This is a genomic window from Variovorax sp. Root473, from assembly GCF_001426505.1.
In the GTDB taxonomy this organism is placed as follows: domain Bacteria; phylum Pseudomonadota; class Gammaproteobacteria; order Burkholderiales; family Burkholderiaceae_C; genus Variovorax.
Genome location: NZ_LMEV01000017.1, coordinates 1,022,724 through 1,045,719, shown reverse-complemented (window position 1 = coordinate 1,045,719; position 22,996 = coordinate 1,022,724). Strand labels below are relative to the sequence as shown.

The following is a 22,996-nucleotide window of genomic DNA, read 5'->3' as shown; positions in this document are numbered from 1 at the left end:
GCGGGCCCCTCAGCGCACAATGCGCCGATGGTCACCCGCCCGCCCTTTCCGGGGCCCGTCGCGCCATGCAGCTGACGCGGCCCCCGTCCCCTCATTTGCGGCCCTTCCTGCGGCTGCTGTGGGCCTCGGCGCCCGAGGGCGAACGCCAGACACGCACCGGCGCGCGCGAGCACGTGCTGCCCACGGGCGGCATGCACCTGGTGTTCCGGCTTTCCGGACCGCCGCTGCGGCTCTTCGACGGCACACGCGACCTGCGCGGACACACGGTCGGCTACGCGATCGTCGGTGGTGCGCGCGCCGCGTTCTACCTGCGCGATGTGTCCGTCGCAACGCACTCGGTCGGCGCGCAACTGCACCCCGGCGCCGCCCGCCTGCTGCTGGGCGCACCCGAAGACGCGCTGAGCGGCCGCCACACGCCGCTCGACGCGCTGTGGGGCGAATGCCAGACCGGCGATGCGCTCGAACAGCTGCACGCATCGTCCGGCGATCCGGCCCGCCAACTGGACCTGTTCGAGGCCTTGCTGACCCGGCGCCTGGCCACCGCCGCCCTGCCGCGCACCAGCCCGCGCGGCCTGCACCCGGCGGTGGCCGCCTCGCTCGGCCAGATGCACCGCGAGACGCCCGCATCGATCTCCACACTGGTGGCGCGCAGCGGCTACAGCCACCGCCGCTTCATTGCGCTGTTCCGCGCGGCGGTCGGGCTCGCGCCCAAGGCGTACGTCCGCGTGATGCGCTTCGACCGGATGCTCGCGCTGGCCGCGGACGATCCCGCGCGCGCCTGGGCCGACATCGCGTTCGCCGCCGGCTACAGCGACCAGGCACACCTGAGCCGCGAGTTCTCCGCGCTGGCCGGCCTGTCGCCGCAGGCCTGGCGGCAGACGGGCGCCGCGTCGCCGCGCCATGTGCCGGCGGCCGGCGCGGCAGGTCAAATTCCTTCAAGACGCTAGCGTCGAGGCTGCGCAGAATCGGCGCCACGGTCCCCGTTCCAGAACCGAGTCAACAAAGAAAGGCAGGTCCCGCCATGGCCATCCACGAGCTGTTTCCGTACCTCTGCGTCGACAACGCCGCCGCCGCCGTCGACTTCTATTGCCACGTGTTCGAAGTGAAGGAAATCTTTCGCCTGACCGAGCCCAGCGGCCGCATCGGGCACGTCGAACTCGACTTTCACAACGGCGCGATCCTGATGATCTCGGACGAGTTCGCCGAATTCAACATCCGCTCACCGAAGGCGCTCGGCGGCAGCGCGGTCACGCTGCACCTGCATGTGGACGACGCCGACGCGCTGGTCGCGCGCGCGGTCGCCGCCGGTGCCACGCTGGACATGGCACCGCAGGATCAGTTCTATGGGGAGCGTTCCGGCGTCTTCCGCGACCCGTTCGGTCACCGGTGGAACGTGGGTCACAGCATCGAGAAGGTGACGCCAGAGGAAATGCAGCGGCGCTACACCGCGATGTTCGACACCCCCGGCGGCGGCAGCTGCAGTTGAGCGCGCCGGCCGGTGGTGCCTGGGCCGGTCGTCAGACCGACCACTTCTCCAGCAGCTTCTCGGCGCCGAGCGAGTCGTAGCCCTCGAAGGGCTGGTGGATCCACGGGTTGGTGGCCAGGAACTCCACCGAGTAGTCCGGCGTGAAGGTCGACATCGCCTTGGTCCAGATGACCGCGCTGCGCAGCTCGGTGATCGGCTTGTAGTTGTTGCGCAGCATGTCCATCACGGCGTGCAGCGTGTGACCCGAATCGGCCAGGTCGTCAACCAGCAGCACCTTGCCGGCGATCTCGCCCTTGGGGGTCGTGATGAAGCGGGCGATGTCGAGATGGCCCTGCACGGTGCCGGCGTCGGCGCGGTAGGAGCTGGTCGACATGATCGCCAGCGGCTTGTCGAAGATGCGCGAGAGCACATCGCCCGGGCGCATGCCGCCGCGCGCCAGGCACAGGATGGTGTCGAACTCCCAGCCCGACTGGTGCACCTTGATCGCGAGCTTCTCGATCAGGTTGTGGTACTCGTCGTAGCTGACGTAGAGATGCTTGCCGTCTTCGGTCAACATGGTCTGGTTCGTTCCTGTTCAGTCTGCGAGATAGGGGTGGCGCATCATGATCGTGTGATCGCGATCGGGGCTGGTCGACACCATGTGGATCGGCACACCGGTGATCTGCTCGATGCGCTGCAGGTACAGGCGTGCATTGACCGGCAGCTTGTCGTGCTGCGTGACGCCCACGGTGCTCTCGGTCCAGCCCTCGAGCGTTTCGTAGATCGGCGTGCAGCGCTCGATTTCGTCGGCGCCCATCGGCAGGATGTCGGTGATCTCGCCGTCAAGTTCGTAGCCGGTGCACAGCTCCAGCTTCTCGAGGCCGTCGAGCACGTCCAGCTTGGTGATGCACAGGCCCGACAGGCCGTTGACCTGCGCCGAGCGCTTGAGCAGCGCGGCATCGAACCAGCCGCAGCGGCGGCTGCGGCCGGTGGTCACGCCCTTTTCGGCGCCCACGGTGCTCATGTGGTAGCCGGGGGTTCCCGGCGTGGCCCAGTCCAGCTCGGTGGGGAACGGCCCGCCACCCACGCGGGTGCAATAGGCCTTGGTGATGCCCAGCACGTAGTGCAGCATGCCCGGGCCCACGCCCGAGCCGGCAGCGGCGTTGCCGGCCACGCAGTTGCTCGAGGTCACATACGGGTAGGTGCCGTGGTCGACGTCGAGCAGCGTGCCCTGTGCGCCTTCGAACAGCAGGTTGGCGCCGGCCTTGTGGGCGTCGTTCAGCTCGCGCGAGACGTCGGCCATCATGGGCCTGAGCAGCGCGGCGTGGCGCATCGCTTCGTCGAACACGGTGTCGTAGTCGATCGCGGGCGCGCCCAGCACCTGGGTCAGCACGTGGTTGTGCAGCTCGAGCAGCACGCGCAGCTTGGCGGCGAAGCGCTCGGGGTGCTTCAGGTCCTGGACGCGCAGCGCGCGGCGCGCGATCTTGTCTTCGTAGGCCGGGCCGATGCCACGTCCGGTGGTGCCGATCTTTTCGATACCGCCCTTCTCGCGGTAGGCCTCGCGCGCGATGTCCAGCGCGGCGTGGAACGGCAGGATCAGCGGGCAGGCCTCGCTGATGCGCAGGCGCGAACGCACCTCGACGCCGGCCTTTTCCAGGCCTTCGATTTCCTCGAAGAGCTTGGCCGCCGACAGCACCACGCCATTGCCGATGTAGCACTTGACGCCGGGGCGCATGATGCCGCTCGGGATCAGGTGCAGCGCAGTCTTCACGCCGTTGATGACCAGCGTGTGGCCCGCATTGTGGCCGCCCTGGAAACGGACCACGCCCTGGGCGCTTTCCGTCAGCCAGTCAACCAGCTTGCCCTTGCCTTCGTCGCCCCACTGGGTTCCAACGACGACCACGTTTCTTCCGGTGGTTACGCTCATGCTCGTTCCATTGCTTAAAAATTCAGATCGCTCGGACACTCCATTGGCCACCCTGCTCGACGAGCTCGCGGTCGCAATGGAATTCATCGATTTCGCTGCCGTGGCCCGGCAGCACGCAGACGACGGTCTCGCCCGACTTGCGCAGCGCCGCGATGGCCTCGCGCAGCCCGGGCGCATCGCTCCAGGGCGCACGGATCGCTGCGCGCAGCGGACGCGCCGGCAGCACGCCGACGAGTTCGCGCACATCGAGACTGAAGCCGACGGCCGGACGGTTGCGGCCGAACACGGCGCCCACTTCGTCGTAGCGGCCACCGCGCACCAGCGAATCGGCCGCGCCCGGCACGTAGATACCGAAACGCATGCCGCTGTAGTAGGCGTAGCCGCGCAGGTCGGCCAGATCGAAGCTGATCTGCCGCCCTGCCGCGCCGTTCAGGCCTGTCGCGAGCTGCTTCAGGTCGGCCAGCGCCGCCGCCACGGCGGGCGTCCCCTTCAGGGCCTTGGCGGCCTCGTCGAGCACGGCCACGTCACCGTACAGGCCCACGAGGGCGCGCAGGCCGTCGCGTGACGCCGCGGGAAAATCTTGGGTGAGCGCCTGCAGCTCGCTCGCGTCCTTGGCGGCCAGCGCGGCGTGCACGCGGGCGATTGCGGCGGCATCGACCGGTACGCCAGCGAACAGCGCGCGCACGATGCGGGCATCGGCCAGGTCGACGATCACGCCGTCGCGCAGGCCGGCGGCGGCGAGGCAGTCGAGCGCCAGCAACAGGGTTTCGGTGTCGGCTTCCAGGCCGGCGTGGCCGTAGATCTCGGCGCCGAACTGCAGCGGCTCGCGGGTGGCGTGCGGCCGGTCGGGCCGGGTATGGACCACCGGACCGCAGTAGCACAGCCGGGCCACGCCATCACGGTTCAGCAGGTGGGCATCGATGCGCGCCACCTGAGGGGTGGTGTCGGCACGCAGGCCCATGCTGCGGCCGGAGAGCTGGTCGACGAGCTTGAAGGTTTGGAGGTCGAGCGCCTCGCCGGTGCCCGAAAGCAGCGACTCCAGGTGCTCGAGCAGCGGCGGCATCACCAGCTCGTAGCCATAGCCACGGGCGGTATCGAGCAGCTGGCGTCGAAGTTCTTCGATGTGGCGCGCCTCGGAAGGCAGCACATCGGCAATGTGATCCGGAAGGACCCAGGCGGACATGGGGATCGGGGGCGTGGTTAAACCGGGATTCTACCGGGCCCGCGCTACCCCAGAACCCAAAGGAGTACCAAACCCAGCAGGATGCTGCAAAGACCGAAGAAACGCAGCTGGCCGTCGCGCAGCTGCAGCAGTTGGCTGAAGCCGCGCCGCCACCCGCCCGGCGAGACGAAAGGCAGGATGCCTTCGATCACCAGGACCAGCGCCAACGCGCTCCAGAGGGTGTCGGCGCTCACGGCTCCAGACAGGAAAGCGGAAGAAGCGGCTCGCTGTTGTTACTTGCGCGCCGCGCCGCCCGAGCCGGAGCTCTGCATGGCACGGAAGAAGTCCGAGGAGGGGTCGAGCACCATCACGTCGCTCTTCTTGTTGAAGCTCTGCTTGTAGGCCTCCAGGCTGCGATAGAACTGGGCGAACTGCGGATCGCGGCCGAAGGCCTCGCTGTAGGTCGCGGCAGCCTGGGCATCGCCCTCGCCCTTGATCTTCTGGGCGTCGCGGTAGGCATTGGCCACGATCACTTCGCGCTGGCGGTCGGCGTCGGCACGGATCTTTTCGCCTTCGGCCGTGCCGGTGGAACGCAGCTCGTTGGCCACGCGCTTGCGCTCGGCCTCCATGCGGCGATAGACCGACTCGGTGATGGCTTCCACGTAGTCCACGCGGGTGATGCGCACGTCGACCACGTCGACGCCCCAGGGCTTGGCGCCCTTCACCACGGCCAGCACTTCGCGCTGCACGTCGGCCATCAGGGCTTCGCGGCGAACGGAAATCAGGTCGCGCACGGTGCGCTTGTTGATGTTTTCCTGGAAGGCATTGCGCACCACGCGGTTCAGCTGCATGGCGCCCGCGTTCTCGTCGAGGCCGACGTTGCGGATGTAGGCCTGAGGATCGGAGATGCGCCAGCGCACGTACCAGTCGATGACCACGCGCTGCTTTTCAGCGGTGAGCATGGGCTCGGTGTCGAGGCTGGAGAGTGTCAGCAGGCGCTTGTCGATGTACGACACGTTCTGGAACGGCGGCGGCAGCTTGAAGTTGAGGCCGGGCTCGGTGATGACCTGCTTGATCTGGCCGAGGGCATAGACCACGCCGAACTGGCGCTGGTCGACCACGAAGAGGGTCGAACTCAGCAGCACGAGCAGGACGAGGACCGAGGTGGCGATGAAACCGATTCTGTTCATGTTGTTCCGGGCCTTTCTCAGCGCACGTCGCGGTCACGCGAGCGGCCATCACGGGCACGCACGTCGGTGGTGGCAGGTGCCACCGGGATCACCGACGACTGGGCCGGTGCAGTGCCGGCCACGTTGGGGCTGGCGGCGTCCACAGGCGTGGCGGTGTTGCTGCCGCCTTGCTGCATCAGCTTGTCGAGCGGGAGATACAGCAGGTTGGAACCCTGCTTGCTGTCGACCAGCACCTTGGTCGTGCTGGCGTAGATCTGCTGCATCGCGTCGGTGTACATGCGGTCGCGCGTCACCTGAGGCGCCTTCTGGTATTCGACCAGCACCGAGCTGAAGCGACCGGCGTCACCTTGTGCCTGCGCCACGATCCGCGCCTTGTAGGCCTCGGACTCTTCCTTCAGGCGCGACGAGGTACCGGTGGCCAGCGGCACGACGTTGTTGGCGTAGGCCTCCGCGTCGTTCTTGGCGCGTTCACGCTCCTGGCCGGCCTTGAGCACGTCGTCGAATGCGGCCTGCACCTGCTCGGGCGGACGCACACCGCCCTGCTGCAGGTTGATGCCGACGACTTCGACACCGACCTTGTAGCGATCAAGGATGGTCTGCATCAGTGCGCGCACGCGCGGTGCGATCTGGTCGCGCTCCTCGGCGAGCGCCGCGTCCATCTTCATTTTGCCGACCACTTCGCGCACGGAGCTCTCAGCCACCTGCACGATGGTTTCAGCGGGCGACTTGCTCTCATAGAGCCAGGCGCGCGCATCGCTCAGGCGGTACTGCACGGCGAACTTGATTTCGACGATGTTCTCGTCTTCGGTCAACATGGCCGATTCACGCAGGCCGGTGGAGCGGACGATGGCGTCGCGGCCCACGTCGGTGGAGCGGATCTGCGTGGTCACCACCACTTCGTGGCGCTGGATCGGGTACGGCAGGCGCCAGTTGAAGCCGGCGTTCACCGTCGACTTGTAGCGGCCGAACTGCGTGATGACGGCCTGCTGGCCTTCGTTCACGATGAAGAAGCCGGTGCCCAGCCAGATCAGAACCGCCACGGCGGCCACGAGGCCGATGCCGAAACCGGCGTTTTTCATGTCGGGCTTGTAGCCGTTGCCGCCACCGCCGCCGTTGCCATTGGGGCGATTGCCGCCCCCCTTGCCGCCGCCGAAGAACCCACCGAGCTTGCGATTGAGGTCGCGCCAGAGTTCGTCGAGGTCGGGCGGCCCCTGGTTGGGGCCCTGGCCGCGCGGGCGATTGCCGTTGCCGTTGTTGTTCTGGTTGCCGCTCGAAGGCGGCGGAATCGGGGGGCCGGGGGGATCGGCATCGGGTGGCCGGTTGCCGGCCGGGCGGTCGCCATTGGAGGACGGCTCGTCGCCACGACCCCATCGGCCATCGTTCAGGTTGAACATGCCCAGAAACCCTCTGCGCGCTGGCTTTGCATTCATTCGCTTCGTTCTCGTGTCAGTGGCGCGATTGTGCCCAATCAAGGGGCCGCATCGTGCAATTCAGCGTCCGCCTCAGGGGTCATCGTATCGGCGAGGGAACCCGATTGCCGGGCCAGCTCGGCCCGAAGCAACGGCAGGCCCTCACCAGTCTTGGCACTGAGGAAGATGCGGGGGACCTGCACGCCGTCGATTTCCATCTCGTCCTGCAGTTGCAGGGGATGTTGCGCGCTTTCAAGGGCGTCGAGCTTGTTGAACACCAGCAATTGCGGCACGTCGCCCGCACCGATGTCCTGCAGCACCGACTGAACCTCGGCCATTTGCTCCGGGTAGTGCGGATTGGAGGCGTCGATCACGTGCAGCAGCAGGTCGGCGTCGACCGCTTCCTGCAGGGTGGCCTTGAACGCATCGACCAGGCCGTGCGGCAGGTCGCGGATGAAACCCACGGTGTCGGAGATCGACACCTGCCGGCGCGCATCGCCCAGATACAGATTGCGCGTGGTGGTGTCGAGCGTGGCGAACAGCTGGTCGGCCGCATAGGCGCGGGCCTTGACCATCGCATTGAAGATCGACGACTTGCCCGCGTTGGTGTAGCCGACGAGCGAGATGTTGAAGGTCTCGCGACGCTCACGCTGGCGGCGCTGCGTGCTGCGCTGCTTCTGCACCTTGGCAAGGCGCTCGCGCGTGCGCTTGATCGATTCGTTGATCATGCGTCGGTCAAGCTCGATCTGCTTTTCACCGGGGCCGCCGCGCACACCCGCACCGCCGGTCTGGCGCTCCAAGTGAGACCAGCGGCGGACCAGCCGCGTGCTCAGGTACTGCAGCCGGGCCAGCTCGACCTGCAACTTGCCTTCGTGCGAACGAGCGCGCTGGGCAAAGATTTCAAGAATGAGAAAGGTGCGGTCGTAGACCGCGACATCAAGCTGGCGTTCGAGGTTGCGCTGTTGCGCCGGACTCAACGACTGGTCGAAGATGACCTCGCTCGCCCGGTGCATGGCGGCGAGCTCCTTGATCTCCTCGGCCTTGCCGCTGCCAACGAAAAGCGCCGCGTCGGGTGCCTTGCGCTTGCAGGCCAGACGGGCCACGGGCGTCAGGCCCGCGGTTTGTGCGAGCAGGCCGAGTTCTTCGAGCTCGCTGTCGAAATGGGGCAGCCCGAAATCGACGCCGACGAGAACGGCGGCGCCTTCCTGGCGGGGGATCGAATCAGACAAGCGGAATCAGAATATGGAAAAAGCGCGGCGGGATTGCCGCCGCGCTCCGCGCGATCAGGCGGCGGCGTCGTCGTTCTCGTTGGCCGAGAAGTTGACGGCACGACCCGGCACGATGGTGGAAATGGCGTGCTTGTAGACCATTTGCGTCACTGTATTGCGAAGCAACACGACGTATTGATCGAAGGACTCGATCTGGCCTTGCAGCTTGATGCCGTTCACCAAATAAATGGAAACCGGCACATGCTCGCGACGCAAGGTGTTCAGAAACGGGTCTTGCAGAAGTTGCCCTTTATTGCTCACGATATTCTCCGTGTTCAAGAGTAGTTGTTGGAGAGATGACCTTAACACAGGGTTTCTGCGCCGCAGCAATCGGGGTCAAAAGCCTTGAGAAAATAACGGTTCTCAAAAGACGGAACTTCCACTGCAGCTGCAGCTCATCAGCTGCCATCGGCAGCCAAGGGGCCTCAGTTGTCCTTGTCCACGAACGGATTCTGCGAGCTTTTGAACTGGATCCGCAAGGGCGTGCCTACGAGGTCGAATTCCTTGCGGAAACGCCCTTCCAGGAAGCGCTTGTAGGCGTCGGTCACATGTTCCAGCGAATTGCCGTGAATGATGATCACGGGCGGATTCATGCCGCCCTGGTGCGCATAACGCAGCTTGGGCCGGAACATGCCGCCGCGCTGCGGCGCCTGGAATTGCACCGCCTCCAGCAGCAGGCGCGTCAGCACCGGCGTCGACATCTTGCGCGTGGCCGACTTGTGTGCCTGCGCAATGGCCTGCCACACCGGGCCCAGGCCCTGGCGCTTGATGGCTGAAATGAAATGCAATGACGCGAACTTGAGGAATGGCAACCGCGTTTCGATCTGCCGCTGGATCTGCTCGCGCTGGTAGCTGTCGACTGCATCCCATTTGTTGATGGCAATCACCACCGCTCGCCCGCTTTCAAGGATGTAGCCGGCAATGTGCGCATCCTGGTCGGTCACGCCCTGCGTCGCGTCGAGCAGCAGCAGTACGACGTTGGCCGACTCGATGGCCTGCAGCGTCTTGACCACCGAGAACTTCTCGATCGCCTCGAACACCCTGCCCTTGCGGCGCAGGCCGGCGGTGTCGATCAGCTCGAAGCGCTGGCCGTTGCGCTCGAACGGCACCGAGATGGCGTCGCGCGTCGTGCCCGGCATGTCGAAGGCCACCAGGCGCTCTTCGCCCAGCCAGGTGTTGATCAGCGTCGACTTCCCGACATTGGGCCGGCCGGCCACGGCCAGCTTGATCGGCTTGTTGACGTCGTCTTCGCCTTCCTCGTCGTCCGGATCGGCCAGGTTCAGCGGCGCGAGCGCCAGCTCGACCAGGTCGCGCATGCCCTGCCCGTGCGCTGCCGACACGCCGTGCACGTCGCCGAAGCCCAGCTCGTAGAAGTCGACCAGCTTGGTGCCGTCGTGCATGCCTTCGGCCTTGTTGGCCGCCAGCACGCAGGGCTTGCCCAGCCGGCGCAGCTCGTTGGCGATGTCGTGGTCTTGCGCCGAAAGGCCCTCGCGGGCATCGACCACGAAGATCACGACGTCGGCCTCGGCCACAGCTTGGCGCGTCTGCTTGGCCATTTCCTTGTAGATGCCGCTGCCGGCGTCGGGCTCGAAGCCGCCGGTGTCGATCACGATGAACTCGTGCTTGCCCAGCCGGCCGTTGCCATAGTGGCGGTCGCGCGTGAGGCCGGCGAAGTCGGCGACGATGGCGTCGCGCGTCTGGGTCAGGCGGTTGAAGAGCGTCGACTTGCCGACGTTGGGACGGCCGACCAGGGCCACGACCGGCTTCATGGCCGGCCTTTCGATGGCGCGGTTTTCATGGTCGGGCCTTGGAAGTAAGAGAAAGACAAAAAATGATTATTCAGGGCGATAGCCGAAGACGCCGCCCTTGGCGGTCACGACAACCACCGTGTTGCCGGCCAGGACCGGCGTCACGGTGATGGACGAACCATCGGGCGTGACGCGATTGAGCAGCGCACCGTCTTCGCGCGACACGAAGTGCAGCGTGCCGGTGCTCTCGCCGATGATCAGCGAACGACCCACGGCCAGCGGCGCAGTCAGTTCGCGGTTCTTCAGGCGACTCATCTGCCAGGCGCGTTCGCCGTCGGCGCGGCGCCAGGCAGTGACGCTGCCGTCCGATTCGGTGCCGTAGACAAAACGCTCGTCGCCGCTCACACCGTCGGCGCCCGAAGCCGGCTTGCTCCAGAGCAGCTGGCCGCGCAGGGTGTCGACGCAGCCAACGCTCGCGTAGTAGGCGCGTGCGCAGACCGTGTCGCCGTAGCGGCTCACGCTGCCGGTCAGGTCGACCAGGCGCTCCACATCGTTGGTGCCGCGCGGCGCGGCGATGGGTGCTTCCCAGCGCGAGGAGCCGTTGCCCGGGTTCATGCCCACCAGTCGGCCACCCAGTCCGGCAACCAGCGTGTCGCCGACTGCGATCAGCACGCCCGACTTGCGCAGCACGAGGTTTTCACCTGGGCGCTGCTGCTGCCACAGGCGGCGGCCGCTCTGGCCGTCCCAGGCGCTGACGCTGCGGTCGGCGGTCTGCACGAAAACACGGCGGCCGGCCACCAGCGGTGCGGTGAAGGCCTGGGCCGACAGGCGCTGCTTCCACAGCACCTTGCCGTTTTCGATGGCGACCACTTCGTTGTTGGTGGTGACCACCGCCGTCAGCGAACCGTCGCTGCCGACACCGGCGGCCAGCGGCGCACCGGCGCTGGCACGCCAGGTCTCGCGACCGGCGCGGGCGTCGATGGCGACGACGGTGCCGTCGCTGCCGGCCACGGTCACGATGTCGCCGCTGACATCGGCGGTGAGCGGGAATTCGACGCCAGGAATCCGCACATTCCAGGCCTGGCGCACCCCCATCAGCGACGGGTTGGCCGGCAGTTCGGCGGGCTTGGGCTTGCCGGAGCCGGAGCAGGCGGCCAGCAGCGCTACCAGAACGAGAGCAGAACCCGCGCGCAGGGCGGTCGATTCAGGCATGAAACGCTTGAAATTCATGAGGGTGTGCGATCAGGAGTTCTTGGGGACGGCGGGCGTCACGGTGACAGTCGGCGCCAGCGTCTTCGGGTCGACACCGACCGCGTTGAGTTTGATCTCGACCAGCCGGCGGTAGTCCGAGCCGGCGCCCAGGCCGGTCCAGGCCTTGCGGTACTCGGCCTGCGCCTCGTCGCGCTTGCCTTGCGCCATGTAGATGTCGCCCTTGCGGTCGGCCACGAGTGGCTCGAATTCGGTGGGCACCTTGCCGTCGAGTTGCTTGAGCGCGTCGTCGTAGGACTTGGCATCGAGCAGCTCGGCCGCGAGCCGCAGCTTGGCGATGGCCTGGTAGCCCGGATCGACGGCGTTCTGCGCGACCCAGCTCAGCGCCGCGCGCGAGCCGTCGGCATTGCCCTTGTCGAACAGCGTCTTGGCAACCAGCAGGCCGGCTTGCTGCGCGTAGGCGGTGCCCGCGAAACGCTCCTTCATGTCGGTCATCACGCGCTGGATGCGCTCGACATCGCCGGACTGCGTGCTGCGCTCGACCTCGTCATAAAGGGCCGCAGCCTGGGCAGCCTTGGTGCGCTGGTAGTACTGCCAGCCGTTCCAGGCCACGAAGGCGCCGGCGACGAGCAGCACGGCCCAGGTGATCAGGGTGCCGTAGGTGTTCCAGAAATGCTTGAGCTGGTCGAGCTGTTCCTGTTCTTCGAGGTCGAGATGGGTGGCCATGCGCTGTCAGAGGTTGGGAGCCGGCGATTGTAGGGTGGCGGCCCAGGTGGTCACTTCGGCAAGTGAACGGGCGGTCTGAGCGACGCTGGCGTCGCGCAAGGCCTTGAGAGTCACTTCACCGCGCGCAAGTTCATCGGCGCCGAAGATCAGGGCGTAGGTGGCGCCACTGGCGTCCGCCTTGCGCATCTGCGCCTTGAAGCTCGCAAGACCCTCGACCGTGCTGGCGTGCATCTGCACGCGCACGCCGGTTTCGCGCAGCTGCTGCAAGGCGCGCAGCACGACAGGCATCGAGGTGGCGTCGGGCACGATCGCATAGACGTCGGGCACCGGCGCCGGCACTTCGGCCCCCTGCTCTTTCAGCAGGTCGAGCACGCGCTCGACGCCGATGGCCCAGCCCACGGCGGGCGCCGGCTTGCCGCCGATCTGCGCGATGAGGTCGTCGTAACGGCCGCCGGCACACACCGTGCCCTGCGCACCGAGGCGATCGGTCACGAACTCGAACACCGTGAGGTTGTAGTAGTCGAGCCCGCGCACGAGGCGCGGGTTGATCGTGAAAGCGATGTCGTTGGCCTTGAGGATGGCCTGCAGCCCTTCGAAGTGCGCCAGCGATTCGGCGCCGAGGAAGTCGATCAGCTTCGGCGCCGACTCGACCACCTCTTTCATCGCCGGATTCTTCGTGTCGAGAATGCGCAGCGGGTTGCTGTGCAGGCGCCGCTTGCCGTCCTCGTCGAGTTTGTCGGCATGCTGCTCGAAGTGGGCGATGAGTTGCGCGCGGTGCAACGCGCGCTCGGCCGGCTGGCCCAGGCTGTTGAGCTCCAGGCGCACATCGGTCAGGCCGATGGCCTTCCACAGCGCAGTGGCCAGCAGGATCAGTTCGGCATCGACATCAGGCCCGGCAAAGCCGAGCGCCTCGGCGCCGATCTGGTGGAACTGGCGGAAACGCCCGCGCTGCGGCTTTTCGCGGCGGAACATCGGGCCGGTGTACCAGAGGCGCTTGGGACCTTCGTAGAGCATGTTGTGCTCGATCACGGCGCGCACGAGGCCGGCCGTGTTCTCCGGACGCATCGCCAGATGTTCGGACTGCCCATGCTTGTCGGAGCGGTCTTCGAAGGCGTACATCTCCTTCTCGACGATGTCCGTCACCTCGCCGATGCCGCGCACGAACAGTGCCGTGTGCTCCAGGATCGGGGTGCGGACATTGCGGTACGCATAGCGCCCCATCAGCTCGCGCACGGTGGCTTCGAGCCACTCCCAGCGCGCCGATTCGGGCGGCAATATGTCGTTCATGCCTTTGACGGCATTCAATTTTTCAGCCATGAGTCTGCGCAGGTGTCAGGCCAGGGCAGCGTGTTCGCTGCCGAAGCGCTTTTCGATGTAGGTTTCGACGAGCTGGTGGAACTCGTTGGCGATATTGTCGCCGCGCAGCGTGAGGGCCTTTTCGCCGTCGATGAAGACCGGCGCTGCTGGCGCTTCGCCGGTGCCGGGCAGGCTGATGCCGATGTCGGCGTGCTTGCTCTCGCCGGGGCCGTTGACGATGCAGCCCATGACGGCCACCTTCAGGGTTTCGACCCCCGGGTACTTCTTGCGCCAGACCGGCATCTGCAGGCGCAGGTAGTCGTCGATCTGCTTGGCCAGCTCCTGGAAGGTGGTGCTGGTGGTTCGGCCGCAGCCCGGGCAGGCGGTGACGCTCGGCACGAACACACGCAGGCCCAAGGCCTGCAGGATTTCATTGGCGATCACCACTTCCTGCGTGCGCGACTCGCCCGGCTGCGGCGTGAGCGACACGCGGATCGTGTCGCCGATGCCCTCCTGCAGCAGGATCGACAGCGCCGTGGCCGACGCCACCGTGCCCTTGGTGCCCATGCCGGCTTCGGTCAGGCCCAGGTGCAGCGGGTTGTCGCAGCGCCGCGCGAGTTCGCGGTACACCGAGATCAGGTCCTGCACGCCGCTCACCTTGCACGACAGGATGACCTGGTTGCCGGCCATGCCCATCGACTCGGCGAGCTTCGCGGACTCGATGGCCGAGGTGATCAGCGCCTCGTACATCACCTGCTTGGCGTCCCAGGGCGTGGCGCGCTGGCTGTTGGTGTCCATCAGGCTGGCGAGCAGTTCCTGGTCGAGGCTGCCCCAGTTCACGCCGATGCGCACCGGCTTGTTCCAGCGCATGGCCGCGTCGATCATCTGGCCGAACTGCTTGTCCTTCTTGTCGCCCTTGCCCACGTTGCCGGGGTTGATGCGGTACTTGCTCAGCGCCTCGGCGCAGGCCGGATAGTCGGTCAGCAGGCGGTGGCCGTTGTAGTGGAAATCGCCGATCAGCGGCACGTCGATGCCCATGCGATCGAGCTGCTCGCGGATGTAGGGGACCTGCGCGGCGGCTTCCGGCGTGTTGACGGTGATGCGGACCATCTCGGAGCCGGCAATGGCGAGTTCCTTGACCTGGATCGCGGTGCCGATGGCATCGACCGTGTCGGTGTTGGTCATCGACTGCACACGCGTGGGCGCGTCGCCTCCCACCGTGACCGTGCGCGGCCCCCAGACCACGCTGGCCTGACGCGAGCGGCGTGCCTTGGGCGCCGCCGATTCAATGGGTTGGGGAGTGCAGTCGGTCGTCACGATTTCACCTCGAAACGCGCTACGCCGCCGCCGCGGGTGACAGGCTTCAGATCGTAGGGCTTTCCGTTCACCTGCACATCGACCGCCGATGCGCGCCCGACCACCACCGACAGCGGCAGCGCGCCGGACAGCCCGACGGTCTCGCCCACCTGCAGGCTGCGGCGCAGCAACTGCTTGCCGCCCGCTTCGGTGACGGTGACCCAGCATTCCTCGCGCGCCACGAAGACGAGCTGCTGGCTGCTGGCGGTGCTGGTGTTGGCCACGGCCACCATTGGCGCGGAGGCCGGGGCAGCCGGCACAGCAGCCACCACGCCAGCAGCCGGTGCGGCGCCTGCCGGACCGGTCGGCGCCACGGCCTGCGTCGGCACAGGCTCCGACACACCACCCTGATCGGCGGACGGCACGGATTCGGCATCGCTCTTCGCGGTCAGCCGCGCGACGGAGGCGCCGATCTGGTCGAACGCCGATTGCGGCATCCAGAACAGCACGCCGGCGCCGATCAGCAGCAGCACCACGACCGCCAGCAGCGCGCGCGACGGCAAACCGCTGGAACGCCCGCCGTTCCAGCGCGGCGTATCGGAGACCACGCGGGCGTTCAGCGTGCGGTTGGTCTCGGCCAGCGGCGCGCGCTGTGCGCCCGGCAGCTTGGCGAGAACGGGCGCCGGATCGATGCGCAGTGCGCGGCACACGCTGCTGGCCAGGGCCCGCGCGAACACGGGATCGGGCAGTGAGGCGATGTCGTCGGCTTCAAGTGCGAGCAGCTTTTGCGGCGGCACCTTGAGCGCCGCGGCCACCATCTCGATGTGCAGGCCGTGCGCTTCGCGCGCTTCGCGCAACATGTCACCGGCCGTCTTTTGCGCGACGTCGCCTTCGGCCAGCGGCAGTGCCGCGGACGTCCCGAACTCCGAAACCCGTTCAGTCATTGAAATTCCCGCGCTCGTATGCCGTTGCCTCCCGCGATTGAGGGAAACGTCGTTGCAGTTGACCGCCCAGCTGCGCGACAGCCTCGCGGTTGTTGAGCTTCCGTTCGATCTTGATGCCGAGCCACAGCGTCTCGGCAGTGGCCGATGGGCTGTTGTTGACACGGCGGACGTAGAACTGCGCGCGCGACCATTCCTCGCGCTGCGCCAACACCGAGGCCAGGTTGAAGCCGGTCACCGGATTGCCCGCATCGAGTTCGTAGGCCTGCAGGAGGCTGCGCTCGGCCTGCGCCCGCTGCCCGGCCTTGAGCTCGCAGACACCCTGCGTCATGAGCGTCTTGGCGCGGTCGCCATAGCTGGGCACAGTCAGTGCCGCGGCAAACTGCTGCGCAGCATCGCCGTAGCGGTTCTGCTGGCACAGCAGCCAGCCGTAGTTGTGGCGCGTGTTGGCATCGCGCGGATTGATCGCGACCGCGCGGCGGAAGCTGTCTTCGGCCTGAGCCGCATCCTCGAGCCGCATGTAGACCAGGCCGCGCAGGTTGTAGGCGTCGGCGTAGCCGGGGTCGATGGCCAGCACCTGCTTGAGTTCTTCAAGGGCGACCGAGTTCTGGCCGTGCGCGAAGTAGCCGGCGGCCAGCTCCATCCGCAGGCGGGCGCGCCGGCGGTTGTTTTCGTCGGTGTCGGTCACGGCGCTGGTGCCGCTGTCGGACCCGCTGCCGACAAGCCCGGTGGTGGTGGTTCGCGTGTTGACGCAGCCCGCGAGAAGAAGCGCCACGGCGACGCTCGCGATTCCTGCGCTCAGCACTCGCTGCACGCTCGCGGTCGTCGTCGGTATGGCCATGCTCATTGCGTCAATGCTCCTGGGGAACGGTTGTTTTGGGGGCCTTGCCGCGGGGCGGGTGCAGAACGACGGGCCGCTCCGCCACCGCCGCACGGCGCTGGGCCATGCGCTCGGCCGCGCGGGTGCGGTCTTTCACGTCGCCGGCAAGTTGCCCGCAAGCGGCGTCGATGTCGTCACCGCGCGTCTTGCGCACGGTGGTCACGAGGCCCGCTTCGCTCAGCGTGCGGGCAAAGGCCAGCACGCGCGACTGCGGCGAGCGCAGCAGGCCCGACGCCGGAAAAGGATTGAACGGAATCAGGTTGAACTTGCACGAGACCCCATGGGTGCACACGAGTTCGATCAGTTGCCGCGCATGCTCAGGCTGGTCGTTGACGCCATCGAGCATGCAGTATTCGAAGGTGATGAAATCGCGCGGCGCATGCACGAGGTAGCGCTTGCAGGCCTCGAGCAGTTCGGCGATCGGGTACTTGCGGTTGAGCGGCACGAGGTCGTCGCGCAGCGCATCGTTGGGCGCATGCAGCGACACAGCCATGGCCACGGCGCAATCGACGCCCAGGCGATCGATCATCGGCACCACACCGGAGGTCGACACCGTGACACGGCGACGCGACAGTCCGTAGGCGTTGTCGTCGAGCATGGTGCGCAATGCGGGCACCAGTGCCGAGTAGTTCTGCAGTGGCTCGCCCATGCCCATCATCACCACGTTGGAGATGACGCGCTCGTTGCGCTTCAGGTGCTTGCGCAGGAAGTGCTCGGCGAACCAGAGCTGGGCGACGATTTCGCCCGTGGTTAGGTTGCGGCTGAAGCCCTGATGCCCGGTCGAGCAAAAGCGGCAGCCCACGGCGCAACCGGCCTGCGACGACACGCACAGCGTGCCGCGATCGTCTTCGGGAATGAACACGGCCTCGACCGCATCACCGCCGCCGACGTCGAACAGCCACTTGATCGTGCCGTCCTTGGATTCATGCTGCGTGAGGACCGACAGGGCCTCCACGCGCGCGGTGGTCGCGAGTTTCTCGCGCAGCGACTTCGCCAGATCGGTCATCTGGGTGAAATCGCTGGCGCCACGCTGGTGGATCCAGCGAAACAGCTGCGTGGCGCGGAATTTTTTCTCGCCGAGTTTTTCGCAGAACGCAGCCAACCCGTCGAGATCGAATTCGAGCAGATTGGCTGTGGTCATGAATTCAGGCGAGCAACGGCTTCAGCGTGCGTAGACGTTCAGGCCGGCGAAGAAGAACGACACTTCGTTGGCAGCAGTCTCGGGCGCGTCCGAGCCGTGAACGGCGTTGGCGTCGATGCTGTCGGCGAAGTCGGCGCGGATGGTGCCGGCGGCGGCCTTCTTCGGGTCCGTGGCGCCCATCAGGTCACGGTTCTTGGCGATGGCGTTTTCGCCTTCGAGCACTTGCACGAACACGGGGCCCGAAATCATGAACTCGACGAGGTCCTTGAAGAAGGGACGCTCCTTGTGCACCGAGTAGAACTGCTCGGCTTCGTTGCGCGACAGGTGAACCAGCTTGGCAGCAACGATCTTGAGGCCGGCAGCCTCGAAGCGGGAAACGATCTTGCCGATGACGTTCTTGGCGACGGCGTCGGGCTTGATGATGGAAAGGGTACGTTCGATAGCCATTGAAGTGCTTCCTGAGCTTTGATTTTGAAGTGTTTTGTCACAACTGCAGCGAATTTGTTTCGCAGCCCGTCGACAAAGCCTCTGATTTTAACCGGCGCGACCTGCGGGATTGGTGAAAACCCCGCGAAAGGCCGCGCTGCGACGGCTGGTTTTCAGCGTCCGCGACGGCGTCCGCCGGCCGGACCACCGAAGCCGCCCCCACCTTGCGAACCGCCCCCACCACCGCGACGCCCCGGGCCACCGCGCTGTTCCTTGCGCTGGCGCGAGAAGCTGTCGGCACCGATGTAGCCGAGCGAGGTCTTCATCGGGTCGGGTTGGTTTGCAGCGCCGCCGCCTGAAGACCGGTTGCCACTGCCGCCCTGCCCTTGCCCCTGGCCGCCCTGACGGTTTCCAGGACCGGCATTGCCGCGGCGCCCCTGTGGTGGTGGACCACCGCGGCCGCCGCGCTCGCCACGCGGCGGGCGCCCATCGCCCAGCGGGCTCGGAATGGGCGGCTCACGGCCTTCGCCACGCGCCTCACGCGGCTGGCCGCCGCCCATGCCGCCGTTGCGATTGTTGTTGCCGCGGCGCTTCTTGTTCCGGCCGTTGCGACCGCCGCCTTCGGAGCCACCGGGACCGCGCTGCTGCGGACCCGCCGGTCGCGCCTGCGCGCCGCCGGAGGCCTGGAACAGCGCCTGGATGTCGCGCTCGTCCAGTTCCATCCAGGCACCGCGCTTGAGACCGCGCGGCAGCACCATCGCGCCATAGCGGATGCGAATCAGCCGGCTGACCGCGTGGCCCACCGACTCGAACAGGCGGCGCACCTCGCGGTTGCGGCCTTCCGAAATGGTCACGCGGTACCAGCAGTTGGAGCCTTCGCCGCCACCGTCTTCGATGGTGCCGAACTGCGCCATGCCGTCGTCCAGGCGCACACCTTCGAGCAGCTTCTTCTTTTCCTCGGCGGTGAGCGCGCCCAGCACGCGCACCGCGTACTCGCGCTCCAGGCCGAAGCGCGGGTGCATGAGCTGGTTGGCCAGGTCGCCGGAGCTGCTGAACAGCAGCAGGCCCTCGGTGTTCAGGTCGAGCCGGCCGACCGACTGCCATTTGCCCTGCTGCAGGCGCGGCAGCTTGCGGAACACCGTCGGGCGGTTCTGCGGATCGTCGTGCGTGACGACCTCGCCCACGGGCTTGTGGTACGCGATCACGCGCGGCGGCGGCGGTGCGATGCGGTAGCGGATCGGCTTGCCGTTGATCTTGACCTGGTCGCCGTACTGGATGCGCTGGCCGATATGGGCGGGCTCGTTGTTGACCGAGATGCGCCCCTGCAGGATCAGTTGCTCCATCTCGAGGCGGGAACCGAGACCGGCCTGTGCCAGCACCTTGTGCAGCTTGGGCGAATCGGCCTCGGGCAGCAGCACGCGCTTGAGGGGCGGCACCTCGGGGCTTTCTTCGTCGGCATCGAACTGGCCGGAGATGACGTCGGCAAAACGGATCGGCTCGGGCGGCGGCGCATTGCGCTGCTCGCGCTCGGCGGCGCGACGGGCGCGGTCGAGGTCGTCTTCCTCTTCGTCAGGTTCGTCTTCCTCGTCGTCGTCTTCGTCGTCCGCGCGGTCGTCGTGCCGTTCGACCGCCTGGGGCGTTTTCGCCTCGACGGGGGCGGGATCGTTTTCCTCGGTCGCCGCTGCCTCAACAACCACGGGTGCCACGTCGGGCTGGACCGTCGAGGGAGCCTCGGCCGCAGGAGTGACTTGCGCCGCGCTCACCAATTGCTCATCCGCAGCCGGCGCCTCGACCACCTTCTTCTTGCGGGGTGCACGCGGCTTCTTCGGTACGTCCCCGGCCCCGGCCCCGGCCCCGGCCTCTGCAGCCTCTGCGGGCGCAGCGACAGATTCATCAGTAACTTCCGTCACCTTCTTGGGCGTGGCGGTCCGCTTCCGCTTCTTGACTTCGGGTTCGACCGGCAGATTCGCTGCGTCGTCGGTGTCGGATGAGCTCATGGGGTTTTTCCGGGAGAAACAGCGTGGGGGTCGAGGGGGTCGGTCTCGTCCGCTGCGGGGGACGGGACGTCGGATGGGGATTCTTCAGGCGCAGCAGCCGCTTCGGGTTCGGCGGCCAGCTCGCCGGCTTCTGGCGCAGGCGCCGCCGACGTGTCTTCTGCAGGCTCGACGGCTTCGGCGATTGCCACCACCTCTTCGGCAAACTCCGCCGCATCGGTGGAGACGACCTCGGCCAGCCCGGCAGACTCGGGCGGCGCATCGACCACGCCGAATTCGGGCTGCACGCCCTCTTCGGCCACGGGCTGTGCATCATCTGCGGATTCGGCAACGGCGTCTTCCGCCGCGTCGACATCCATCGGCAGCCCCGGCTGGTCGCCCGAGGCCTGCTGCAGCGCATCGACCAGCGCGGCCTGCTGCGCGGGCGTCTCCACCAGTGGCAACTGGTCCAGCGAGGCCAGACCCAGGTCGTCGAGAAACTGGCGCGTGGTCGCATAGAGCGCGGGCCGGCCAACCGTTTCGCGGTGACCGATCACCTCGACCCACCCGCGGTCTTCGAGCTGCTTGAGGATCAGCGAATTGATCGTGACGCCACGGATGTCTTCCATGTCGCCGCGCGTGGCCGGCTGCCGGTAGGCAATGATGGCCAGCGTTTCGAGCGCGGCGCGCGTGTAGCGCGGCGGCTTTTCGGGATGCAGGCGATCGAGGTGGTCGCGCATCTCGGGCCGGCTCTGGAAACGCCAGCCGCTGCCGACGCTCACCAGCTCCAGGCCGCGTTGCGCCCAGTCTTCCTGCAGTTCGAGCAACAGCACCTTGATCGTGTCCACGCCCAGCTCGTCGTCGAACAGCACACGCATGTCGCGCACCGGCAGCGGCTGGCTCGAACAGATCAAGGCGGTTTCGAGAATGCGCTTGGCATCCGCCGTATTCATGGTTCGCGTTATCCGGAAAAAGGCGCCTGACGACGCTTGTTCAGATGGATGGAAGGGGTAGGCGTTGCCGGCACGCGGCGAGTGCAACGCAAGGCCGGCATCGGGTGGCCGGCGCGGCCCTCGGGCCGTCAGGCGCGATTGTAATCCAGCCCCCAGGTCTGCAAAGCCTGCGCCAGATCGGGCGGCGGCGGCGAGCGGAACTCCATCGCCTGCTGCGTGACGGGATGCACGAACGCCAGCCGGAACGCATGCAGCGCCTGCCGCGACAGGCCCGCCGCGGGCGCGCCGCCATACAGCGCATCGCCGACCAGCGGATGGCCGATCGACGCCATGTGCACGCGGATCTGGTGGGTGCGGCCGGTTTCGAGCGTGCAGCGCACCGCGCAACCTTCGCCGTGGCTGTCGAGCCGCTCGATCAGCGTGCGCGCGGTCTTGCCCGCGTGACGCTCCAGGTCGACCACGGCCATGCGCAGCCGGTTGCGCGGATCGCGGCCGATCGGCGCATCAACCTGCCGGGCCGCTGCGCCTTCCCAGGCCTTGTGCCCCATCGCCAGGTACTGGCGCTTCACGTCGCGCGCGGCAATCAACGCCACCATGGCATCCATTGCGGCACGCGTGCGTGCCACCACCATCAGGCCGCTGGTGTCGCGGTCGAGGCGGTGCACGATGCCCGCGCGCGGCAGCAGCACGGCCTTCGGGTCGAGCGCCAGCAGCCCGTTCAGCAACGTGCCGCTCCAATGGCCCGGCGCCGGATGCACCACCAGGCCGGCCGGCTTGTCGATGATCCGCAGATGTTCGTCTTCATGCACCGTGACCAGGTCCATCGCCTCCGGCCGGAAAGCCTGGCTCTGGGGCGTGGGCCGCAGTTCGATGCGCCCCGACTGGCCGACCCGCACCGTCGCAGAGACCTTGGTGAGCGTGCGCCCCTGCAGCTCGACGGCGCCGGCCTCGATGAGTTGCTGAAGGTAACTGCGCGAAAACTCGGGCACCAGCGCCGCCAGGGCCCGGTCGAGCCGCTGTCCGTGCTGCGCCTGGTCGATGGCGAAGGGCCGCAGCTCGCTGGGCTCCGCGAGATCGGCGCCCTCTTCAGGTTCAGGCCCTTCCGGGGGATCGGTCAGGGGGGCGGTCGATATAATTGAAGGCAACTGTTTCACGAAAGCCGTATGTGATGTTTCGCGCCAAATTATCGGTCCCTGCCTGGATCGCGCTCAGCGCGGCGGCCCTTCTCGTCGCCGGTTGCGGTTCCACCACCAAGGAAGACAAGACCGCGAACTGGAGCCCCAATCGCATCTACTCGGAAGCCAAGGACGAAGTCGGCTCCGGTGCCTACGACAAGGCGGTGCCGCTGTACGAGAAGCTCGAAGGCCGTGCCGCCGGCACGCCGCTGGCCCAGCAGGCGCAGCTCGAGAAGGCCTATGCACAGCACAAGGCCGGCGAAAAGGCCAACGCCATCGCCACGCTCGACCGCTTCATGAAGCTGCACCCGGCCAGCCCGGCGTTCGACTATGCGCTCTATCTGAAGGGCGTGATCAACTTCAACGACGACCTGGGCATGTTCGCGTTCCTGACGCGCCAGGACCTGTCCGAGCGCGATCAGAAGGCCGCCAAGGAATCGTTCGAATCCTTCCGCGAACTCGTGACGCGCTTCCCCGAGTCGCGCTATGCGCCCGATGCGCGCCAGCGCATGAACTACATCGTGAACTCGCTCGCGCAGTACGAGGTTCACGTGGCCCGCTACTACTACTCGCGCGGCGCCTATCTCGCGGCGATCAACCGGGCACAGATCGCGTTGGCCGACTACCGCGAAGTGCCGGCGCTCGAAGAAGCCCTGTACATCATGGTGAAGTCGTACGACGCACTCGGCATGAAGGACCTGCGCGACGATGCACAACGCGTGCTGACGACCAACTACCCGCAGAGCACCTACCTGGCGAACGGCTTCAAGGGCAGCACCGACCCTTGGTGGAAGCTCTGGTAATCCAGCGC

General features: G+C 67.0%; 23 protein-coding genes. 3 read left to right on the top strand and 20 right to left on the bottom strand.

All coding sequences use genetic code 11. From position 1 onward, the window contains the following. Nucleotides 1-65 precede the first annotated feature (65 nt). Entirely contained in the window at nucleotides 66-947 is an 882-nt protein-coding gene (locus ASD34_RS18195; protein WP_056580109.1) for a helix-turn-helix domain-containing protein, read from the top strand. Nucleotides 948-1,021: 74 nt separating this feature from the next. Continuing rightward, nucleotides 1,022-1,486, top strand: a complete 465-nt coding sequence (locus ASD34_RS18190; RefSeq protein WP_056580108.1) for a VOC family protein — start codon at nucleotides 1,022-1,024, stop codon at nucleotides 1,484-1,486. Between the two features lie 31 nt (nucleotides 1,487-1,517). Here ASD34_RS18190 and ASD34_RS18185 read toward each other — a convergent pair whose 3' ends face one another. The 20 genes from ASD34_RS18185 to ASD34_RS18090 form a co-directional block, all read right to left on the bottom strand. Then, nucleotides 1,518-2,042, bottom strand: a complete 525-nt coding sequence (locus ASD34_RS18185; RefSeq protein WP_056580107.1) for a phosphoribosyltransferase — start codon at nucleotides 2,040-2,042, stop codon at nucleotides 1,518-1,520. A gap of 18 nt (nucleotides 2,043-2,060) precedes the next feature. Then, nucleotides 2,061-3,392, bottom strand: a complete 1,332-nt coding sequence (locus ASD34_RS18180; RefSeq protein ID WP_056580106.1) for an adenylosuccinate synthase — start codon at nucleotides 3,390-3,392, stop codon at nucleotides 2,061-2,063. 22 nt (nucleotides 3,393-3,414) lie between these two features. Further along, entirely contained in the window at nucleotides 3,415-4,575 is a 1,161-nt protein-coding gene (locus ASD34_RS18175; RefSeq protein WP_056580105.1) for an ATP phosphoribosyltransferase regulatory subunit, read from the bottom strand. Between the two features lie 44 nt (nucleotides 4,576-4,619). Continuing rightward, a complete protein-coding gene (locus ASD34_RS18170) occupies nucleotides 4,620-4,808 on the bottom strand; it encodes a DUF2065 domain-containing protein (protein ID WP_056580104.1) in 189 nt (62 codons plus the stop codon). Between the two features lie 39 nt (nucleotides 4,809-4,847). Beyond that, the gene (gene hflC, locus ASD34_RS18165) at nucleotides 4,848-5,744 is read right to left on the bottom strand and encodes a protease modulator HflC (RefSeq protein WP_056580103.1); all 897 of its coding nucleotides are present in this window, start codon (nucleotides 5,742-5,744) and stop codon (nucleotides 4,848-4,850) included. A gap of 17 nt (nucleotides 5,745-5,761) precedes the next feature. Next, nucleotides 5,762-7,138 (bottom strand): FtsH protease activity modulator HflK, encoded by a 1,377-nt coding sequence (gene hflK / locus ASD34_RS18160; protein ID WP_056580102.1) that lies wholly within the window; start codon nucleotides 7,136-7,138, stop codon nucleotides 5,762-5,764. 74 nt (nucleotides 7,139-7,212) lie between these two features. Then, nucleotides 7,213-8,382 carry a GTPase HflX gene (hflX, locus tag ASD34_RS18155; RefSeq protein WP_056580101.1) on the bottom strand — a complete coding sequence of 390 codons (1,170 nt, stop codon included), beginning with the start codon at nucleotides 8,380-8,382 and terminating at the stop codon, nucleotides 7,213-7,215. A 54-nt stretch (nucleotides 8,383-8,436) separates the two neighbouring features. Then, on the bottom strand, nucleotides 8,437-8,682 hold the full coding sequence (gene hfq, locus ASD34_RS18150) for an RNA chaperone Hfq (protein WP_056582504.1): 246 nt from the start codon (nucleotides 8,680-8,682) through the stop codon (nucleotides 8,437-8,439). Nucleotides 8,683-8,846: 164 nt separating this feature from the next. Beyond that, the gene (der, locus tag ASD34_RS18145; RefSeq protein ID WP_056580100.1) at nucleotides 8,847-10,190 is read right to left on the bottom strand and encodes a ribosome biogenesis GTPase Der; all 1,344 of its coding nucleotides are present in this window, start codon (nucleotides 10,188-10,190) and stop codon (nucleotides 8,847-8,849) included. Nucleotides 10,191-10,256: 66 nt separating this feature from the next. Beyond that, on the bottom strand, nucleotides 10,257-11,399 hold the full coding sequence (gene bamB / locus ASD34_RS18140; RefSeq protein ID WP_056580099.1) for an outer membrane protein assembly factor BamB: 1,143 nt from the start codon (nucleotides 11,397-11,399) through the stop codon (nucleotides 10,257-10,259). 12 nt (nucleotides 11,400-11,411) lie between these two features. Next, nucleotides 11,412-12,104, bottom strand: a complete 693-nt coding sequence (locus tag ASD34_RS18135; RefSeq protein ID WP_056580098.1) for a YfgM family protein — start codon at nucleotides 12,102-12,104, stop codon at nucleotides 11,412-11,414. Nucleotides 12,105-12,110: 6 nt separating this feature from the next. Then, nucleotides 12,111-13,421, bottom strand: coding sequence for a histidine--tRNA ligase (gene hisS, locus ASD34_RS18130; RefSeq protein WP_056580097.1), 1,311 nt, complete (start codon nucleotides 13,419-13,421; stop codon nucleotides 12,111-12,113). A 15-nt stretch (nucleotides 13,422-13,436) separates the two neighbouring features. Beyond that, a complete protein-coding gene (gene ispG / locus ASD34_RS18125; RefSeq protein WP_056580096.1) occupies nucleotides 13,437-14,717 on the bottom strand; it encodes a flavodoxin-dependent (E)-4-hydroxy-3-methylbut-2-enyl-diphosphate synthase in 1,281 nt (426 codons plus the stop codon). Further along, the gene (locus tag ASD34_RS18120; RefSeq protein WP_056580095.1) at nucleotides 14,714-15,640 is read right to left on the bottom strand and encodes a helix-turn-helix domain-containing protein; all 927 of its coding nucleotides are present in this window, start codon (nucleotides 15,638-15,640) and stop codon (nucleotides 14,714-14,716) included. The genes ispG and ASD34_RS18120 overlap by 4 nt, the downstream gene beginning before the upstream one ends. Continuing rightward, the gene (pilW, locus tag ASD34_RS18115; protein WP_056580094.1) at nucleotides 15,633-16,484 is read right to left on the bottom strand and encodes a type IV pilus biogenesis/stability protein PilW; all 852 of its coding nucleotides are present in this window, start codon (nucleotides 16,482-16,484) and stop codon (nucleotides 15,633-15,635) included. The genes ASD34_RS18120 and pilW overlap by 8 nt, the downstream gene beginning before the upstream one ends. 4 nt (nucleotides 16,485-16,488) lie before the next feature. Then, nucleotides 16,489-17,658: a 23S rRNA (adenine(2503)-C(2))-methyltransferase RlmN gene (gene rlmN / locus ASD34_RS18110; protein WP_056580093.1), complete on the bottom strand. Its 1,170-nt coding sequence runs from the start codon at nucleotides 17,656-17,658 to the stop codon at nucleotides 16,489-16,491. Between the two features lie 21 nt (nucleotides 17,659-17,679). Further along, a complete protein-coding gene (gene ndk / locus ASD34_RS18105; protein WP_013542117.1) occupies nucleotides 17,680-18,105 on the bottom strand; it encodes a nucleoside-diphosphate kinase in 426 nt (141 codons plus the stop codon). 152 nt (nucleotides 18,106-18,257) lie between these two features. Then, nucleotides 18,258-20,081, bottom strand: coding sequence for a pseudouridine synthase (locus ASD34_RS18100; RefSeq protein ID WP_056580092.1), 1,824 nt, complete (start codon nucleotides 20,079-20,081; stop codon nucleotides 18,258-18,260). Beyond that, nucleotides 20,078-21,010 (bottom strand): SMC-Scp complex subunit ScpB, encoded by a 933-nt coding sequence (gene scpB, locus ASD34_RS18095; protein ID WP_056580091.1) that lies wholly within the window; start codon nucleotides 21,008-21,010, stop codon nucleotides 20,078-20,080. The genes ASD34_RS18100 and scpB overlap by 4 nt, the downstream gene beginning before the upstream one ends. A 128-nt stretch (nucleotides 21,011-21,138) precedes the next feature. After that, nucleotides 21,139-22,155, bottom strand: a complete 1,017-nt coding sequence (locus ASD34_RS18090) for an RluA family pseudouridine synthase (protein WP_235510184.1) — start codon at nucleotides 22,153-22,155, stop codon at nucleotides 21,139-21,141. Nucleotides 22,156-22,178: 23 nt separating this feature from the next. Here ASD34_RS18090 and ASD34_RS18085 point away from each other — a divergent pair, with 23 nt between their 5' ends. Next, nucleotides 22,179-22,988, top strand: coding sequence for an outer membrane protein assembly factor BamD (locus ASD34_RS18085; protein ID WP_056580090.1), 810 nt, complete (start codon nucleotides 22,179-22,181; stop codon nucleotides 22,986-22,988). Nucleotides 22,989-22,996 lie beyond the last annotated feature (8 nt).

What these genes read in the sequence shown, in the direction of transcription:
- ASD34_RS18195 (WP_056580109.1), top strand. Translation starts at nt 66, where the DNA reads ATGCAGCTGACGCGGCCCCCGTCCCCTCATTTGCGGCCCTTCCTGCGG.
- ASD34_RS18190 (WP_056580108.1), top strand. Translation starts at nt 1,022, where the DNA reads ATGGCCATCCACGAGCTGTTTCCGTACCTCTGCGTCGACAACGCCGCC.
- ASD34_RS18185 (WP_056580107.1), bottom strand. Translation starts at nt 2,042, where the DNA reads ATGTTGACCGAAGACGGCAAGCATCTCTACGTCAGCTACGACGAGTAC.
- ASD34_RS18180 (WP_056580106.1), bottom strand. Translation starts at nt 3,392, where the DNA reads ATGAGCGTAACCACCGGAAGAAACGTGGTCGTCGTTGGAACCCAGTGG.
- ASD34_RS18175 (WP_056580105.1), bottom strand. Translation starts at nt 4,575, where the DNA reads ATGTCCGCCTGGGTCCTTCCGGATCACATTGCCGATGTGCTGCCTTCC.
- hflC (WP_056580103.1), bottom strand. Translation starts at nt 5,744, where the DNA reads ATGAACAGAATCGGTTTCATCGCCACCTCGGTCCTCGTCCTGCTCGTG.
- hflK (WP_056580102.1), bottom strand. Translation starts at nt 7,138, where the DNA reads ATGTTCAACCTGAACGATGGCCGATGGGGTCGTGGCGACGAGCCGTCC.
- der (WP_056580100.1), bottom strand. Translation starts at nt 10,190, where the DNA reads ATGAAGCCGGTCGTGGCCCTGGTCGGCCGTCCCAACGTCGGCAAGTCG.
- bamB (WP_056580099.1), bottom strand. Translation starts at nt 11,399, where the DNA reads ATGAATTTCAAGCGTTTCATGCCTGAATCGACCGCCCTGCGCGCGGGT.
- ASD34_RS18135 (WP_056580098.1), bottom strand. Translation starts at nt 12,104, where the DNA reads ATGGCCACCCATCTCGACCTCGAAGAACAGGAACAGCTCGACCAGCTC.
- hisS (WP_056580097.1), bottom strand. Translation starts at nt 13,421, where the DNA reads ATGGCTGAAAAATTGAATGCCGTCAAAGGCATGAACGACATATTGCCG.
- ASD34_RS18120 (WP_056580095.1), bottom strand. Translation starts at nt 15,640, where the DNA reads ATGACTGAACGGGTTTCGGAGTTCGGGACGTCCGCGGCACTGCCGCTG.
- pilW (WP_056580094.1), bottom strand. Translation starts at nt 16,484, where the DNA reads ATGAGCATGGCCATACCGACGACGACCGCGAGCGTGCAGCGAGTGCTG.
- rlmN (WP_056580093.1), bottom strand. Translation starts at nt 17,658, where the DNA reads ATGACCACAGCCAATCTGCTCGAATTCGATCTCGACGGGTTGGCTGCG.
- ndk (WP_013542117.1), bottom strand. Translation starts at nt 18,105, where the DNA reads ATGGCTATCGAACGTACCCTTTCCATCATCAAGCCCGACGCCGTCGCC.
- ASD34_RS18100 (WP_056580092.1), bottom strand. Translation starts at nt 20,081, where the DNA reads ATGAGCTCATCCGACACCGACGACGCAGCGAATCTGCCGGTCGAACCC.
- scpB (WP_056580091.1), bottom strand. Translation starts at nt 21,010, where the DNA reads ATGAATACGGCGGATGCCAAGCGCATTCTCGAAACCGCCTTGATCTGT.
- ASD34_RS18085 (WP_056580090.1), top strand. Translation starts at nt 22,179, where the DNA reads ATGTTTCGCGCCAAATTATCGGTCCCTGCCTGGATCGCGCTCAGCGCG.